The sequence below is a fragment of the Myxococcus sp. MxC21-1 genome, from assembly GCF_032612255.1.
Taxonomy (GTDB): Bacteria; Myxococcota; Myxococcia; order Myxococcales; family Myxococcaceae; genus Myxococcus; species Myxococcus virescens.
Genome location: NZ_CP123278.1, coordinates 863,055 through 877,852, shown reverse-complemented (window position 1 = coordinate 877,852; position 14,798 = coordinate 863,055). Strand labels below are relative to the sequence as shown.

The following is a 14,798-nucleotide window of genomic DNA, read 5'->3' as shown; positions in this document are numbered from 1 at the left end:
TACTCTCTCCTGAAATGCTCGTTCCGCTCCGGCTTCGTCTCGCGCCCGGCCTGGCCGTGGCGCTGGCCGTGCCCATCACAGTGTTCGTGTGGTGCTTCACACTGGGTCCCCTGCTGGAGGGGATGGCCGGGGTGTCGCACGCATTCCAGGCGGCCGGGCCATTCGCCGCGCTGGTGGCGCTGGCGCTGGCGCTGGAGGTGCCGCTGCTGTCCCTGGCGCTGGTCGGCTCCGGCATGGAGCGGCGGGTGCCCTTGTCCGCGATGCTGGGACTGGCCACGTTGCCGTGGATGCTGGGGTTGATGGGCACCGAGGTCCTGATGGACCGGGTGCTGGTCTCCCTGCCCCGGCTGGACACGGTGGAGGCGGGCCTGGTGCTGGCGACCAGCACGGGAGAGGCCATGGCGCCGCGGCTGCTGGGCGCCTGGACGAGCACCGCGTTGCTGCTGGGGCTGGCGCTGGGACTGGCGCTGGCGCACTTCGGCCCCACGGGCTTCCGGGAGGCCGCGGGCCCCCGCAACCGCGGACTGCTGCTGGCCAGCAGCGTCTCCGCGGCCCTGGCCTCGGTGGCCATGGTGGGCGCGCTCGAGGCCCGCCACCTGCTGAGCTTCCTCACCAGCCTGGCGCGGATGCCAGACGCGGAGCGCTCGGAGTTGATCGCCGCGGGGCTCGCCGCGACGGCGAACCTGCGCGCGCTGCGGTGGACGTGCACCGGGGTGCTGGCGGTGCTGGGACTGACGCTGCTGATGGCCCGGCGCGTCGGAGAAGACGCCCACACGCCGCTGGGCTGGTCCGCCCGGCTGGTGCCCGCCACCGCGGTGGCCGTGCTGCTGGTGCTGGATGCGCAGCCGGTGAACTCCGCCACGGAACACCCGCCGGTGGCCATTCCCGCCGAACACGGCGAGGGCCCCTCGGGGAGCATGCCGCAGCCGCCCTCCGGAGACGTGAGCCCCGCTCAGCCCATCAAGATGAACGCCAGCATCCCGAACCCCACCAGCAACCCCAGGGCGAGCACCAGCAGCATCGTCATGCCCTCACCGGGCCGCACCACCGGAGGCGTGACCTCCTCCACCACCGCCACCGCAGCGGGCGGCACGTCGAAGACGGCGGCCTGAGCCGTCGTCACGACGGGCGCCTCCACGGCGGGCAGCGTGGGCTCCGAGGACGGACAAGGCCGCCCTTCATCTCCAGGCCCTCGCGCGCCAGCGCCAGCACCCGCTGCATGTGGAGCAGGTAGCGGTCCTGTCCCGTGTACGTGCCCATGGCGAGCGCGGCGCGCATCAGCCGCTGCGGCACGAGCTCCGGGTCCGTCCGGACCACCGCCGCGGCCGTGGGCTTGCCGCCGCCGCGCTCCAGGTAGCCCGTGCGCACGCCCTCACCGCTGGCCCACACGTAGTGGTCCTCCAGCAGCGTGAGCTCCTGCCGGCGCACGCGCCCTTCTGAATCCACCAGGGACATCAGCTCCGCGCCGTCCGGGCACAGGTGCCAGACGGTGCGCAGCCCATTCTCGCCGGGCGGGCCTTCCACCGCGTGGACGCGATAGAGCGCCTGCACCGCGGTCTTCAACGTTTCCACGGAGGTTTCTGCCATGTCTGAACGAAGACTAGGTGCGAAGGTCCTAAAACGAAAGACGACCCACCGCCCGTCTGCCTGTCGGCCCCGCTCCTCTCGCACCTGGAACCTCCCTACTGTTCACACCAGGAGGATTGAGCCATGGCCATCACCCTTCCGAATGAGCCCATCGAGACGCCCTTCGAGGTCCCCGCCAACCGCCCCGAAGTCACGGACGAACCCACCGACGCCTTCATGAAGGCGCAGGTGAGCTGGGATGGCTGGGCCGCGCATGGAGGCGGCCACGTCCCGGAAGACTACGCGTGGACCTCCAATCCCAAGGAGCGCCAGGACGAACTGATGGGCGAATGGCCCGCCGAGTCATGAAGCCGCGTGCGCCCGCCCGTCCGCTGTGCTTAGCGTGCCTGCCCACATGAGCCGCTCCCGCGACAGAGGTGATGACTTCCACCGCCACTTCGAGGGCGCCCAGACGCTCGACGGCCTGCTGGACCTGGCCGGCAGCGGGCTGGACAGCGCCCAGGTCCTCGAACGCATGCGGGACGCCCGCGCCGAAGGCACGCCCCCAGCGACGTCATCCCCGCGCTGTTCGACGAGGAGCCGCGCTTCCCCTCCCCGAAATCGCCCGGCGCCTGTACCAGAACCTGCTGGGCCTCTGGGATTTGGTGGCGGAGGGAAAGCACGTGCGGCTGGAAGACGAGGCCCGCCCGCCCCGCCCGAAGAAGGTGAAGGCCTCCGCGCCCGCGCCCTTCCACCCGGGGGCGCCCACGGGCGAATTCGTGGAGGCCGCCTGGCGTTATTTGGAGGACGACGAGAAGACGCGCACGCGCTTCACCCATGCCTTCGAAAACCGGCAGGACGCGCTGCTGGGCGCGCTTGACGCGGCGGCGCTCACGGACGAAGGATATGGCGTCGCCCGCCACCTGCTCCTCGAGCTGTACGCCATGTTGGAGCTGGGCTGGCCGCCGGGACTCACGTCCATCAAGCCGGCGGTGCTGGAGGCGGACACGGATGCCCCGCCAGTGCCTCAGCCGCTGAAGGACTACGCGGACGAGGCGCTCTTCGAGGCGGAGCAGGACGAGGAGCAGCCCCTGTCCTCCCAGGAACTGGAGGTGGTGCGGCGCCTCGTCCATCGCGGACTGGCGGCGCTGTGGGGCGCTCGCAAGGAGAGATGAAGGATGGCCAAGGACAGGGACGACAACGGCGGCGGCGGCTTCTCCGGCAAGCGCAACAAGAGCTGGCGCGAAATCGACGCGGGGCGCGGCAAGGGCAGCAAGTACGCCTCCCGCCAGGATGACCCCGCGCAGCAGAAGCTGGAGCGCAGCGCGAGCTACCAGAAGTACAAGGCCGCCGCGGACGCGCTCTTCACCGGCGGCGAGCTGCCGGAGGGGCTGGCGAAGACGTTCGACCCCGAGGGCAAGCGCAAGGCCCAGAAGCAGGCCATGCAGAAGGTCACCGAGTCCGAGACGCGCGCCGACTGGGTGAAGGCCGTGGTGGACTACCTGGAGAAGTACCCGGAGCTGCCCGAGGACGCGTACTTCCTCGACAGCCTGCTGGACCACCCGCGCGAGCGCATCGTCGACAAGGCGCTGGCGAAGCTGGAGGTGCTCGGGGAGGAAGGCAAGCTGAAGACCAAGGTGCCCCAGAGCCTGGACCAGCGCCTGAAGTCCGTCGAGCTGACGAGCATGGATCCCGACATGCAGGGCCGCGCCAAGGCGCTGCGCGAGAAGCTGCGCGCCTGAGCTTCAGCGCACGACAGCGGCGGGCCCAGGCGGCGGCGGTGGCACGCTCCGTCCGCCGCGGTACACCAGCACCACGGCCCGCTGGTTCCCCTCGCCCGGCTCGTGCACCACGCGCAGCTCCTCGCCCGCGCGCACGTAGAAGGACGTCTCCCCTTCCTCCAGCCTCCAGCCCGCGCGCGTGAGCGCCTGGGCGTAGAAGGCGTCCACGGCCTCGCCGGACAATGGGACGTGGAAGGCGAGCGTGCGTGAGCTCTCGCTGTTGACGCGCAACACCTGGCTGGCCTGGGGCGGCATGGGTGCGAAGTCCCCCGCCGCCGCCGGGTCCCTGCGCAGGGCGTGATTGGCCTCACCGAGGTACATCATCGTGGTGCGGTCCGGCCGCGGCTGGAAGATGACGGTGTAGGTGATGCCCCGGTGGCCATCGATGGCGGTGAGCATCACCGCGCCGCTGGCGAGCTGCGGCTGCTCGTGGCCCGGTGGCAGGTGCAGGCCGGCCTGGATGAAGGCGTCCGCGAAGCGCTGCACCAGGTCATCCATCCGCTCCTTCGCATGCACGGCGCGCAGCGCGACGGGGATGCCCCTGCCTCGACGATTTCGTTCGACTCGACGGTGTCGATGACCTGCACGCGGGGCCAGGCGAAGCGCGGCCGCGCGGGAGGCTCGGGCTGTGCCGGGGACGCGGCGGGTGCCTTGCCCGCCGAGCCTGTGCGGCCACGGGTGCCTTCGCCGCCGTGCCCTGGGCCACCACCGGCGCCGCGCCGAGCAGGGACGCCGTGACGAGCAGCCCCCAGCGCCACGTCACCGCGGCACCCCGAGCCAGTGGTTCGCGCGGCCCACCTTGTACGAGCGGATGTTGGGCGCGTCGAAGGGCGTCACCTCCCAGCGCGTCTGGCCGCCGGCGTGCGTGGAGCCGAGGTTCTCCTCGTAGTTGTCCTCCTCGCCGCGGAAGCTCATGAAGAACTGGTCTTCATTGATGCCGGCCGCGCCGGTAATCGCCGCAAGCGCGGAGCCGGCGTGACCCGCCGCACCGTTGGCCCGGTACACGCGCTGCGCCCACTCGTAGTAGTCCGGGTTGGCGCACCGGCGCGCGCCGTTGACGTTGAGCGCGCAGGCCCGGCCCTCCTCCACGCCGCCCAGCCCCCAGTCATCCAGCAGCATGCCGAAGCGCGCCGTGCAGCGGCCGCCCGAGGCGCGCCCGGCGGCGCACACCGTGAAGGCATCGGCGGCCCGGCGCTGGGACACCTTGAAGAACCCCTCCCGGCCATTCTCCAGATAGCGGCCAATCCGGACGCCGCGAATGCTCGAGGACGCGGTGCACCCCATGCCCTGCGTCCCCATGGCGATGGTGCCGGCCAGGTCCGGGTCGGCATCCGCCATGGAGAGGCCGCGCACGGTGCCCGGCAGCTCCGGGCGGCAATCCACCTGGATGGGCTGCGCGCGGGCAATGGCCTGCTGGACGGCCACGCCCGTGCGGCCCATGCGCTGACGTCCGTCGAAGTCCGCGTAGCGGCCATTGGCCTCCGCCTCGGCGGCGAGCACCGTGCCCCGTCGGCCCCACTCGTTGTCCTGCGGGTCGTGCATCACCCGGCCGGTGGCGTTCCACATCGCGAAGTTGGCGGCCTCCTGCACCTTGAGCGTCAGCGCGCCCACCTCGGCGAAGTAGATGCCGAACAGCAGGATGGTGACGAACACCATCACCCCCAGCGCCGTCTCCACCAGCGACTGGCCTCGTGCATGGCGAACCCGCATGTCAGTAGCCCCTGTCACCGGGGCCACCGCCCCGGTAGCCCACGGAGTGGAGCTCTCGCAGCGCCCGCGCATGCCCGGAGAAGCCGGCAGCGGACAGGCTGTCCGCGGGCCGGTCATCCCGGGCACCCTCCGCGCTCACCAGCGTGGCGCGCCAGAAGGGGTTGAGGAAGTTGGGAGGCTCGCGCCAGCCGCCGCCCTGCGCCGCGGGCCGGGGCCGGTGGTAGTAGACCATGCCGGCGGAGAGGGCCACCTGGTTGCGGTGCACGTCCTCGCGGCCCGTGGGGCGGATGCGGCCCAGCGGACTGCTGTTGTCGAACTCTGTTTCAGTCCCCGCGAAGCGGAAGCGGAAGAAGAGGTTCCACGGGTCCGGGCGGGCCCGACGCTCCGCGCTCGCGTAGTCCCGGTACAGCATGCTGTACAGCTTGGGCTGGCCGTAGTGGTTGGACGCGCCCGCGTGCAGTTCGTCCACGTTGTAGCCAACGGAGTAGGGCCAGATGCCGGGGCACACCGAGCACGCGCCCAGCGTGTGCGTCTCGTAGGTTGGCTTGCCGTCCTCCGGCGCCTGGCCCGGGGGCATGCGCGCGCCGTAGACGTGCTGGTCCTCGTGCGTCTGCTCCTCGTCGGACATCACCCACGCATCCGTCGCGATGGGCGGAAGCGTCGGCGCTCGGGTGCAGCGCGTGGGGATGACGACGCGCCCGTGGTCATGCGCCGTCGAGTTGCGGCCCGACACGGTGTGGTAGGTCGCGGGGTCCATCTGCGACACCGAGCCGTAGCGGCGAAAGCTGGTGGAGATGGCGGCGCCGCCGGTGCCGAAGCCGGCGGTGCCTCCCGGACGGTTGTGGACCCACGTCCACCCCATGCTCCCCATGGTGGCGTTGAGCGCGGGGGTGCCGCCGCCCGAAGGGCAGAGCGCGCCGTCCCCCACGCCGCAGCCATAGGTGCCCGCCTTGATGGACTGGATGACGGCGTCGCGCTCCGGGACGTCGTTGCCACCATTGAGCTCGGAGAAGCTCTTGGCCGCGCCAGCGGGCGGCGCACGGAGCTCCGAGTTGACCGCCTGCGCGACACGCCGGGTGAGCTCCTGCTCCGCGATGTGCTCGCTCAGGAGCTTGCCGTAGATGTTGAGCCCGGCCTGGAACAGGTTGCCGGCCCGCCCCTGGAGCTGCTGCACCTGCACGGCGGCGGCCGCGTCCGCGGCGAACCACACCGGCGGCGGGATGGAGCCGGGGCAGGCCACGTTGTGCGCCGCGTATTCCTGGCTGCTGTGGCTGATGAGCGACTGGGTCCCGGCCATGGCCACCATGTGCGCCACCTGGGCGCGGTTCATCACCGCGATGGCGTTGAAGGCGCGCGCCGTGGCCACCGCCTGGCTGTAGGCGGCCGCGTCGGCGGCCATCTGGATTTCGACGCGCTCCTTGGCGCGCATGCCGAAGCCCAGCGTCATCAGCACCATCAACGTCAGCAGCAGCAGCGTCAGCGCGAACAGCACCAGCGCCTGGCCTCGCCGCGAGTGCCTCACGAGCCGTGGAGATTGCACGCGGGACCTCCCATGAAGTACTCGGACATGACGGGCGTCATCATTCGCATGGCCGCGTTGACCTGGATGGGGAACACGAAGTGTCCCTGGTCGCTCCAGCGCACCATGCGCGTGCCCAAATCACCGCCGGGCCAGCCGTCGCGCCCCAGCGTGGCGCTCGTCTCGCCCCACCACGCGGAGCGGCGCTGCACCGGCATCAGCGGGTTGGCCGCCGTGTAGCGCCGGAGCCGGAAGTGGGCCAGCAGCATGCGGCTCATCACCCAGTTCGCGAAGGGGACGCGCATGTAGTACCAGGCCACCATGCGTATCTCCAACGTGCGGGCCCGCAGCGCCGCCGCGTTGTCCGTGGGCTGATCAAAGAGCAGGTCCTCGCCCCCCGTCAGCTCCTGCGCCCAGCCGGCATCCGGTGACTCCCGGACGATTTCAATCAACGGCTCGTTGAAGTCGCGCCCGTAGGAATTGCGCACCCGGAATTGGTTGTGACGGCGGGGGGAAAAGGCCGCCGCCAGGGTTTCCGAGCTGTCCGTGCGCGCCACCGTGGGCAGCATGGTCACCAGCGCCGCGTGCATCATCGGCAGGCAGTTGCCGTGGTTGATGCTGCCCGCGCGCACCGCCCGGTATGCCGCCACCTGCGCCAGGATGCGGGCCTGGAGCATCATGAAGAGCTGCAGTGTCCCCAGGACAAGGAACACCACCAGCGGAAGGGTCAGCGCCGCTTCCACCGCGGCCTGTCCCGACTGACGTCGTGTGCGTGGGGTGCCTCGGTGGATCATACGAGCCTCCACCATCCTATTTCTCGTTGATTGAGGAATCGGTCAAATGGCCCGGCGTCCTGAAGACGCGCGATTTCACTAGGAGAACAAAATCAGCAATTCTTGAAGTCCCAGCAAATACGACATGGCGCGTCAACAAGCGGACATTGGGCGGGGCGCCTTCAGCGGTTGAGGACGAAGCCGCAGGCGGAGTCGAGCACCACCTTGGCACCCGCCAGCGCGTCCAGCAGCCGGGCGTAGTGGGTGCGCTCCGCGTCCAGTTGCGCCTCCACGGCCTCGGTGGAGAGGCCCTGGTGCCCCAGGGACAGGCGCAGGCGGGCCACGGCGGCGTCGCGCTCGGCTTCAATGGCCTTGCGCGCCCGGGTGGCCAGCTTCGCCAGCTCCGCCTCGGCGGCCTTCTGGCCCACGGGCACCGCCGCGTCCACGAAGTCCGCGAAGCCGGGGAAGGCAAGCGACACCTCGTCGCCCTTGAGCGACTTCCTTCCTTCTCCAGCGCGGGCAGCAGCGTGGCGTCGGCCTTGGGCTTGCCGCCCGCCTCCACCACCGCGACGTGCACCAACGTGCGCTCCAGGAAGCGCGCCAACTGGCGGCTGGGCACGCGGGCTCCCGGGGACGTGTCCTCCGGCTCCGGCAACTGGACGTGGAAGAGCAGCTCCACGCCGCGTCCCTTCTGGGGTCCACGCCGCTCGATGAAGCGGAAGGCGCTGCGCCCGTAGGGGCCGTCACGCAGGAAGCCGAAAAGCGCCTCCACCAGCGGGTGGCCGGTGGCGAAGTACTCCAGCTCCTCCGCCTCCACCGCGGTGTCGCGCCAGAAGGTGCCCAGCTGCGTGCGGTCCTCCATCACGTCGATGCCCGGCAGTCCGTCCACCTTCAGCGCGTGGCCGAACTGGAAGGCCACCTGGAAGGCCTCCACCTGCTCGTCGGTGTCCACGCCGATGCCCACCCGGCGCGCCAGCTCCGTCACCGTCTCCTCCAGCCGCTCGTCCAGGTCGCGCGCGATGCCCCACAGGCCATCCTCCACGCCGGACGCCTCCGCCTCGCCGTCCTCGTCCTCCTCGTCGGCCTCGATGCCCATGCGCTCCTGGGCACGCTTCACCAGGCGCTCCACCGCGGGCCGGTCGAAGCTGCGCACGTCCAGGAGCGGGTCATACGCGCGCTTCACCTGCGCGCGCGCCGCCTCCACGCGGGCCTTCAGCTCCTGCGCGTAGGCCATGCGGGCCTCGCGCGGCATCAGCGCCAGCTCGGCCAGCCGCGCCTCCACCTCTTCCAGCACCGCGTCCAGGCCGCCCACCGTCTCGCCGAAGACGCCCACCGCGTCCGCCAGCAGCATCAGCACGTCGGAGGCCAGCGTGCCCGCCGGGTCGAAGACGTGAATCTCCACCGGATGCGTCTGGCCGATGCGGTCCAGCCGGCCAATGCGCTGCTCCACCGTGGCCGGGCTCCAGGGCAGGTCGTAGTGCACCAGGTGGTGCGCGAACTGGAAGTTGCGGCCCTCGCCGCCCACCTCCGTGCACAGCAGCACCTTGGGCCCTTCCGGGTCGCGGAAGCGCGCCACCTGCCGGTCGCGCTCCACCAGGGGCAAGTCACCGTGGTAGCCCAGCGCCTCCACGCCCTCGCGGCCCAGCTCGGCCTGGAGCGCGTCCAGCGTGTCGCGGCTCTCCGTGAAGACGAGCACCTTCGCCCCAGGCTCCGACTTCCAGATGCCACGCAGCACGCCCAGGAAGGCGCCGAACTTCGCGTCGCGCGACGGCAGCCGCAGCGCGTCCGCATGCCCCTTGAACACGGGGTTGGCGCGCACCGCGCCCGCGAAGGCGGCGGGGCTGGACTCCAGCCGGCGCAGCACGTTGCCCAGCGGCGCGCCGCGCAGGCTGGCCCCGGCGAGCACCGCCAGCGCGGCGTCGCGGACCTTCAGCTCCTCGGCGGGCAGCGTCACCGGGTGGCGGTGCAGCCGGCGCGTGGAGAAGCCGCCCACCACCGCGCGGCGGTTGCGCACCAGCCGGTCGCTGAGGCTGTACGTCTCCGACAGGTGTTGCAGCAGCGCGTCCCGGTCCTTCAGCGAGGACAGCTTCGCGTCCTCGGGGAAGCGCTTCGCCAGCGCCTGCACCGCGGCGGACGGCTTGCCGCCCTCCATCAGCGCGCGCACCGCGGCGGACAGCTCCTCCTGACGCTTGAGGCGCTCCTCGAAGCCCGCGACGGAGGGCGCCGTGGCCGCGTCGATGAGGGTGAGCAGGCCGTGGTACTCCGCCGGGTCCAACTGCATGGGCGTGGCGGTGAGCAGCAACAGGCCCCACGTGTTCTTCGCCAACACCTGCGCGGCCTCGAAGGCGCGCTCGCCCTTGAGGTGGTGCGCCTCGTCGATGATGACCAAATCCCAGAAGGCGTCCTCACCGGCCAGCGCGCGGCGGTGCTCCTCGCTGCGCTGGAGCATCTCCAGGCTGGTCACCACCAGGGGGAAGCGCGCCCAGGGGGACACCTCCGGCGCTTCCTTCAGGGACTGCGCGTAGCGGTCCGAATCCATCAGCGTGAAGAGCTGGTTGAACTTGTGGAACAGCTCCACCAGCCACTGCACGGTGAGGTGGCTGGGCGCCACCACCAGGCAGCGGCGCGCCAGTCCGGACAGGCGCAGCGCGCTGAACACCATGCCCGCCTCAATCGTCTTGCCCAGACCCACCTCGTCCGCCAGCACGAAGCGAGGCCGGCTGGCGGACAACACGCGCTGCACCACGCCCACCTGGTGCGGCTTCACCATGATGCGGCTGGCCAGCAGCGCGCCCAGCGCGTCGCAGCGGCGCTCGTCGTCCAGCACCAGCGCCTGCTTGCGCAGCGTGAAGGCCCGCGCCTCGCCCACGCGGCCCTCGCGCAGGGTGGACAGCAGGTCGGAGCGGGGCGGCAGCGCGCGCAGCGAGGACTCGGGGAGCTCGTCCTCCTCGTCGTTCTCCACGTAGCGCAGCACGTAGCGGCGCAGGCCGCGCGCCCCCGGCTCCTCGCGCACCACCAGCGCCAGGCGACCCTTGTAGGTGATGACCGGCTCGCCCGGAGGCAGCGGGTACTGCACCAGGGCTCCGCCCTTGGTGGACACCAGCACCGGGGCGTCTTCCCGAGCGGGAAAGGCGACGAGCGCCTTGGCGCCCTCCTCCTGCAGCGACAACAGATGCCCCACACCCCATTCGGGCTGCGGGAGGTAACGGACCTTCGAACCTTCGACGAGAGACATGGAGCGTCCGCTCATAACCCCCTGTCCGGGCGAAGGCCATTCCATGACGGCTTCCCGTGACGGCCTTTCGTCGGACGAAGCGCCCTCCAGAGGCCCGCACCGCACCGCCCGAGCGCCCCTGGGGTGGACCCACCCCGTCCACCAGGACGATGTCTTCCAGCAGGCAGACTGGGTGATGCTTTCCTCACCGACGGCACGCCCGGAAGGGTGCCTTGGGGGGGAGTCACCACATGATGCGCCGTTGGACGTTCGCCCAGCGAGTGAGCGCCGGCTTGTCCGCCTGCCTGTTCGCCGGGTTGCTGCTGCTCGCGACGCTGCTGTCCGCCGTCTACGCGCAAGCCAGCATGCCCCCGGGCCACGGCGCCCTGCCCCAGGCCGTCCTGGCGGGGCTGCTGGGTCTGGCCTGCGTGGCGGCGCTGGGCTTCGTGCTCCACCGCGCGCTGGCGCCGCTGCATGCGCGCCACCAATGCAGCGAGCAGCACCTGCAGCTCCTCATGGACGGAGTGACGGACTATGCGCTGTGCTTCCTGGACCGGCACGGCCGGGTGACGGCATGGAACGCGGGCGCCGAGCGCCTCACGGGCTGGTCCGAGGTGGAGCTCGCCGGACGCGACGCGGACCGCATCTACCCGGTGGACGAGGTGGCCGCGGGCGTGCCCCGCGCGCACCGTGAGCGGGCCGCGCGCGAGGGCGCCTGCTGGCGGAGGGCTGGCGGGTGCGCCGCGATGGCAGCCGCTTCTGGGCGGAGACGCTGCTCACCGCGCTGTACGACGCGCACGGGCGGCTGCGCGGCTTCGTGAAGGTGACACGCGACATCACCGAGCGCCGCCGGATGGAGCGGGCCCAGGCGCTCTTCGCGGAAGCCGGCCGCGTGCTCCAGCCGCTGTCAGGCGCGCGCGAAGTGGGCGAGGCCCTCACGCGGCTGTGCGTGCCCGAGGTGGCCGACGCCTGCATCCTCTTCCTCCCCTCCGAGGACGGCACGGTGCGTCCGCACGCGGTGGCCTGCGAGGACATCGCCGCCACCCACCGCATGTGGGAGCCGCTGCTGCGCTGTCCGGAGGATGGCGAGGTGGGCCCCTCCCGCGTGGTGCGCACGGGCCGCAGCGAGCTGCTCCCGGAGCTGGACGGCGCCCGTCTCCCGCCGGCGCTGGAAGGCAGCGCACACGGAGAGCTGCTGTGCGCGCTGGGCGTGACGTCCGCCCTCACGGTGCCGCTGGCGGTGGGCTCCCGCGTGCTGGGCGCGCTGTGCCTGCTGTCCACCGGCACGCACCGCCGCTTCGGCGAGGTGGACCGGGCCTTCATGGAGGAGCTGGCGGCGCGCGCCGCGCTCGCGCTCGACAACGCCCGGCTGCTGGCGCAGGCGCAGGACGCGCTGGAGCTCATCGGCATCGCCGCGCATGACCTGGGCAACCCACTCAGCTCGCTCCAGCTGCGGCTGCGGCGCCTGTCCATGCAGAGCGCCGGCACCTCCGACACGCGGCTGCGCGAAGGTCTGGCCGGAGCCGAGGGCGAAACGCGGCGCCTGGGCCGGCTGGTGCACAACCTCCTGGACCTGTCTCGCCTGTCAGCGGGCCGCATGGTGCTGGACACGGAGCCGCTGGACTGGCGCACCTGGTGCGCGAGGTGGTGGAGCGCCACCGCGACCAGGCCAGCGCCGCGGGCTGCGCCCTCAGCATCCGCGTGGAGGAAGGCGCCACCGGCCAGTGGGACCGGCAGCGCCTGGACCGCGTCGTCACCAACCTGCTGAGCAACGCCCTCAAGTTCGGCCGCGGCCACCCCGTGGAGCTGCGCGTCCAGGCCGACACCCACTGCGCCCGCCTGGCCATCCGGGACGGCGGCATCGGCATTGGCGTGGAAGCTCAGCAGCGCCTGTTCCGCCGATTCCAGCGCGTCCATGCCGGCGGGCAGCACCCCGGCACCGGTTTGGGGCTCTACATCGTCCGCCAGCTCGTCGAGGCCCACGGGGGCACCATCCACGTCCAGAGCCGAACCGGGGAAGGCTCGGAATTCACAATTGAGCTTCCCCGCAGGACAAACAAGGAATCCTGCTCAGTGAATGAAGTGCAGGTATGACCCTGTGGGTGAGGCAGCCCTGCGGGGCAGGCATTCATCTCCTTGAAAACACAGCAGTTTTGACCCCAGGCGGATTGTTTTCCCAGAAGTTGAACAAATCTGTTCGTTGCAGATAATCTTCGTACGGCTAAAAAGACCTGAACCGGGGAAACCCGGAAACGGGAGAGGCCCGGCCCACACCGCCCCACAGGCGACGGGTAACACGGCCCACTGGCCCCAGGCGCCATGGCGGCGTCGGCTTTTACACGTACGAGGAGTTGCACCATGGGTGGACTTGGAGCCCCCCGGGCCCTGCTCGCGTCGCTCGCAGGGCTGATGCTCGCCTGCGGCGGACAGGACACCCCGGACGCAGCCTCGCTGGACACGCAGGCGCCGGACACGGTCTCGCTGGAGACGAGCGCACTGGAGACGCGCGCGCTGGACACGCGGTCCGCGGAGAAGGCGCTGCTGGACGCCGATCCCCAGTCGCTGCTTGGTGGCTGGCCCTGGCCTGGCAACAAGACGCCCGCGGTGGCGCTGGCGCTCGAGGTGAAGAACGGCGTGGGACAGCCGCTGCGCGTGCGCGAGGGCTCCACCTTCTTCATCAACCAGATTGATATCCGCACCTTCGTCACCTCCACCAAGGACGAGGGCCTGCGCAACCTCATCGCCCAGAGCGACTTCGGCGGCCTGGGCTGGTGGGGCGTGCGTCAGGTGGACCAGGAGTCCATCGGCGCCCCGGGGCCCTACACCCGCCGCCGCTTCTTCCGGAACGCGGCGTGGATGGACCTGCCCAGCCACTTCATCGTGGAGCCGGTGGACTCGCGCGGCCGGCTCACCGGCGTCCCCATCCTGCTCAACGCGGGCACCGAGCATCAGCGCCGTGCGGGCATGGATGACTTCTTCATCCGCCGCTTCCGCGGCATCCAGACGGCCTCCGGCTGCGCCACGCCGGACGATTGCTCGGCCTCCACCCAGTTCGAGGAAGAGGCCATCCTGGAGCTGCGCAACGCGTACGAGCACGCCCAGCGTCAGACGCTCACGCTGCGCTCCGACACCCGCACGCTGCGCCTGCGCTGGAGCCTGCGTCCGGCCGCGCCCTACGAAATCCCGGTGGAGCAGGTGCGCGACGCGCGCTACGCCTACGGCTTCCGCATTGGCGTGGAGGCCCTCACCCCGCCTCGCCCGGACGGCACCTATGCCCCCGGCACGGAAATCAGCTTCCAGCTCACCCTGCGGGACGGTGCGGGCAACCGGCTCCACGAGAAGGGCTACCTGCCGCCCTACAACGAAGTGGCCCCCGACGGCACCGAATCCGGGCTGCAGTACTACCGGGCCTTCTTCGACGCGACGACCACCTACTACCGGCGCAAGCACCGCGAGCGCATGCTGATGACGCAAATCATCGGGCCAGCGCAGAACATCCAGCCCATCCGCTCCATCGTCGCGCTGGAGGCGTTCCTGGACCCCGAAGTGGACGAGCAGGTGGTGGCCACGCCCGAGCGCGACGGCGTCTTCTCGCAGTTCGCCACCCTGCCCTTCGCCAACGTCCTCTTCGGCGGCGCCTTCATCGACCCGAACCTCTGGAACCAACCCAACACGGACACCTGGCAGTTCAAGCTGCCGGACAACGCGGCCCCCGGCACCTACCTGGTGACGGTGAAGGGCCGCCGCGTGTACCTGGGCGAGGACCTCCCCGGGTCGACGACCATTGAAATCCAGGTGGGGACCCCGCAGCGCACCCAGCCCAAGCACACCACCGGCCCCTGCACCTCCTGCCACAGCAAGGGCGGTGAGCTGGGCGTGGTGCTGCACGCCAACGACAACCGCGCCGCGTGCGCCGGGTGCCACGCCCCGCTCGCCTTCGAGCTGGAGGGCCCCATCTTCGTGCGCACCCACTTCATCCACTCGCGGTCCAACCGCTTTGACGCACCGCTCCAACAGTGCTCGTCATGCCACCTGACGAAGGAGAGCATCCAGCGCACCAGCAAGGCCGCCTGCCTGTCCTGTCACAAGAGCTATCCTGACAGTCACGTGGCGCAATTCGGACCCATCGAGAGCATGTATGTGGGGGGCGGCGCCGAGTCTTTCCAGCAGTGCACCGGCGCCTGTCATACTCGGCATCCCGGAAGCGGCCTCTAACCCCCGCTCCCGCACCTCGG

Annotated in this window: 12 protein-coding genes and 2 pseudogenes; 8 read left to right on the top strand and 6 right to left on the bottom strand. The window is 70.9% G+C overall.

Going from position 1 to position 14,798, the window contains the following annotated elements:
* Window positions 1-14: 14 nt before the first annotated feature.
* A complete protein-coding gene (locus tag QEG98_RS04250) occupies window positions 15-1,112 on the top strand; it encodes a hypothetical protein (protein WP_316565839.1) in 1,098 nt (365 codons plus the stop codon).
* A gap of 7 nt (window positions 1,113-1,119) precedes the next feature.
* Here QEG98_RS04250 and QEG98_RS04245 read toward each other — a convergent pair whose 3' ends face one another.
* Window positions 1,120-1,572 (bottom strand): hypothetical protein, encoded by a 453-nt coding sequence (locus QEG98_RS04245; protein WP_316565838.1) that lies wholly within the window; start codon window positions 1,570-1,572, stop codon window positions 1,120-1,122.
* 138 nt (window positions 1,573-1,710) lie between these two features.
* Here QEG98_RS04245 and QEG98_RS04240 point away from each other — a divergent pair, with 138 nt between their 5' ends.
* From QEG98_RS04240 to QEG98_RS04230, 3 genes and pseudogenes are all read left to right on the top strand, one after another.
* Entirely contained in the window at window positions 1,711-1,935 is a 225-nt protein-coding gene (locus QEG98_RS04240) for a hypothetical protein (RefSeq protein WP_316565837.1), read from the top strand.
* Window positions 1,936-1,981: 46 nt separating this feature from the next.
* Window positions 1,982-2,741, top strand: a pseudogene (locus QEG98_RS04235) (hypothetical protein).
* 3 nt (window positions 2,742-2,744) lie between these two features.
* On the top strand, window positions 2,745-3,308 hold the full coding sequence (locus QEG98_RS04230; protein WP_090485852.1) for a hypothetical protein: 564 nt from the start codon (window positions 2,745-2,747) through the stop codon (window positions 3,306-3,308).
* Between the two features lie 3 nt (window positions 3,309-3,311).
* On the opposite strand, the gene QEG98_RS04225 is transcribed toward QEG98_RS04230, so the two are convergent.
* The 5 genes and pseudogenes from QEG98_RS04225 to QEG98_RS04205 form a co-directional block, all read right to left on the bottom strand.
* Complete coding sequence (locus tag QEG98_RS04225; protein WP_316565836.1) at window positions 3,312-3,863, bottom strand: hypothetical protein; 552 nt, start codon at window positions 3,861-3,863, stop codon at window positions 3,312-3,314.
* Between the two features lie 243 nt (window positions 3,864-4,106).
* Window positions 4,107-5,057, bottom strand: a complete 951-nt coding sequence (locus QEG98_RS04220) for a hypothetical protein (protein ID WP_316565835.1) — start codon at window positions 5,055-5,057, stop codon at window positions 4,107-4,109.
* 1 nt (window position 5,058) lies between these two features.
* Entirely contained in the window at window positions 5,059-6,597 is a 1,539-nt protein-coding gene (locus tag QEG98_RS04215) for a pilus assembly protein (RefSeq protein ID WP_316565834.1), read from the bottom strand.
* Window positions 6,576-7,385, bottom strand: a complete 810-nt coding sequence (locus QEG98_RS04210) for a pilus assembly protein (protein WP_316565833.1) — start codon at window positions 7,383-7,385, stop codon at window positions 6,576-6,578. The genes QEG98_RS04215 and QEG98_RS04210 overlap by 22 nt, the downstream gene beginning before the upstream one ends.
* A 146-nt stretch (window positions 7,386-7,531) precedes the next feature.
* Window positions 7,532-10,584: pseudogene (locus QEG98_RS04205) on the bottom strand (helicase-related protein).
* 230 nt (window positions 10,585-10,814) lie between these two features.
* Here QEG98_RS04205 and QEG98_RS04200 point away from each other — a divergent pair.
* From QEG98_RS04200 to QEG98_RS04185, 4 genes are all read left to right on the top strand, one after another.
* On the top strand, window positions 10,815-11,384 hold the full coding sequence (locus tag QEG98_RS04200; protein WP_316565832.1) for a PAS domain S-box protein: 570 nt from the start codon (window positions 10,815-10,817) through the stop codon (window positions 11,382-11,384).
* Window positions 11,300-12,331 (top strand): GAF domain-containing protein, encoded by a 1,032-nt coding sequence (locus QEG98_RS04195; RefSeq protein WP_316565831.1) that lies wholly within the window; start codon window positions 11,300-11,302, stop codon window positions 12,329-12,331. Before QEG98_RS04200 ends, QEG98_RS04195 begins: the two co-directional genes overlap by 85 nt.
* Window positions 12,265-12,657, top strand: coding sequence for a HAMP domain-containing sensor histidine kinase (locus QEG98_RS04190; RefSeq protein WP_316565830.1), 393 nt, complete (start codon window positions 12,265-12,267; stop codon window positions 12,655-12,657). Before QEG98_RS04195 ends, QEG98_RS04190 begins: the two co-directional genes overlap by 67 nt.
* A gap of 225 nt (window positions 12,658-12,882) precedes the next feature.
* On the top strand, window positions 12,883-14,778 hold the full coding sequence (locus QEG98_RS04185; RefSeq protein WP_316565829.1) for a cytochrome C: 1,896 nt from the start codon (window positions 12,883-12,885) through the stop codon (window positions 14,776-14,778).
* Window positions 14,779-14,798: the final 20 nt, after the last annotated feature.

Excerpts from the sequence above, each read along its gene's own strand:
- QEG98_RS04250 (WP_316565839.1), top strand. The coding sequence starts at position 15 with ATGCTCGTTCCGCTCCGGCTTCGTCTCGCGCCCGGCCTGGCCGTGGCG.
- QEG98_RS04210 (WP_316565833.1), bottom strand. The coding sequence starts at position 7,385 with ATGGTGGAGGCTCGTATGATCCACCGAGGCACCCCACGCACACGACGT.
- QEG98_RS04230 (WP_090485852.1), top strand. The coding sequence starts at position 2,745 with ATGGCCAAGGACAGGGACGACAACGGCGGCGGCGGCTTCTCCGGCAAG.
- QEG98_RS04200 (WP_316565832.1), top strand. The coding sequence starts at position 10,815 with ATGATGCGCCGTTGGACGTTCGCCCAGCGAGTGAGCGCCGGCTTGTCC.
- QEG98_RS04185 (WP_316565829.1), top strand. The coding sequence starts at position 12,883 with ATGGCGGCGTCGGCTTTTACACGTACGAGGAGTTGCACCATGGGTGGA.
- QEG98_RS04240 (WP_316565837.1), top strand. The coding sequence starts at position 1,711 with ATGGCCATCACCCTTCCGAATGAGCCCATCGAGACGCCCTTCGAGGTC.
- QEG98_RS04220 (WP_316565835.1), bottom strand. The coding sequence starts at position 5,057 with ATGCGGGTTCGCCATGCACGAGGCCAGTCGCTGGTGGAGACGGCGCTG.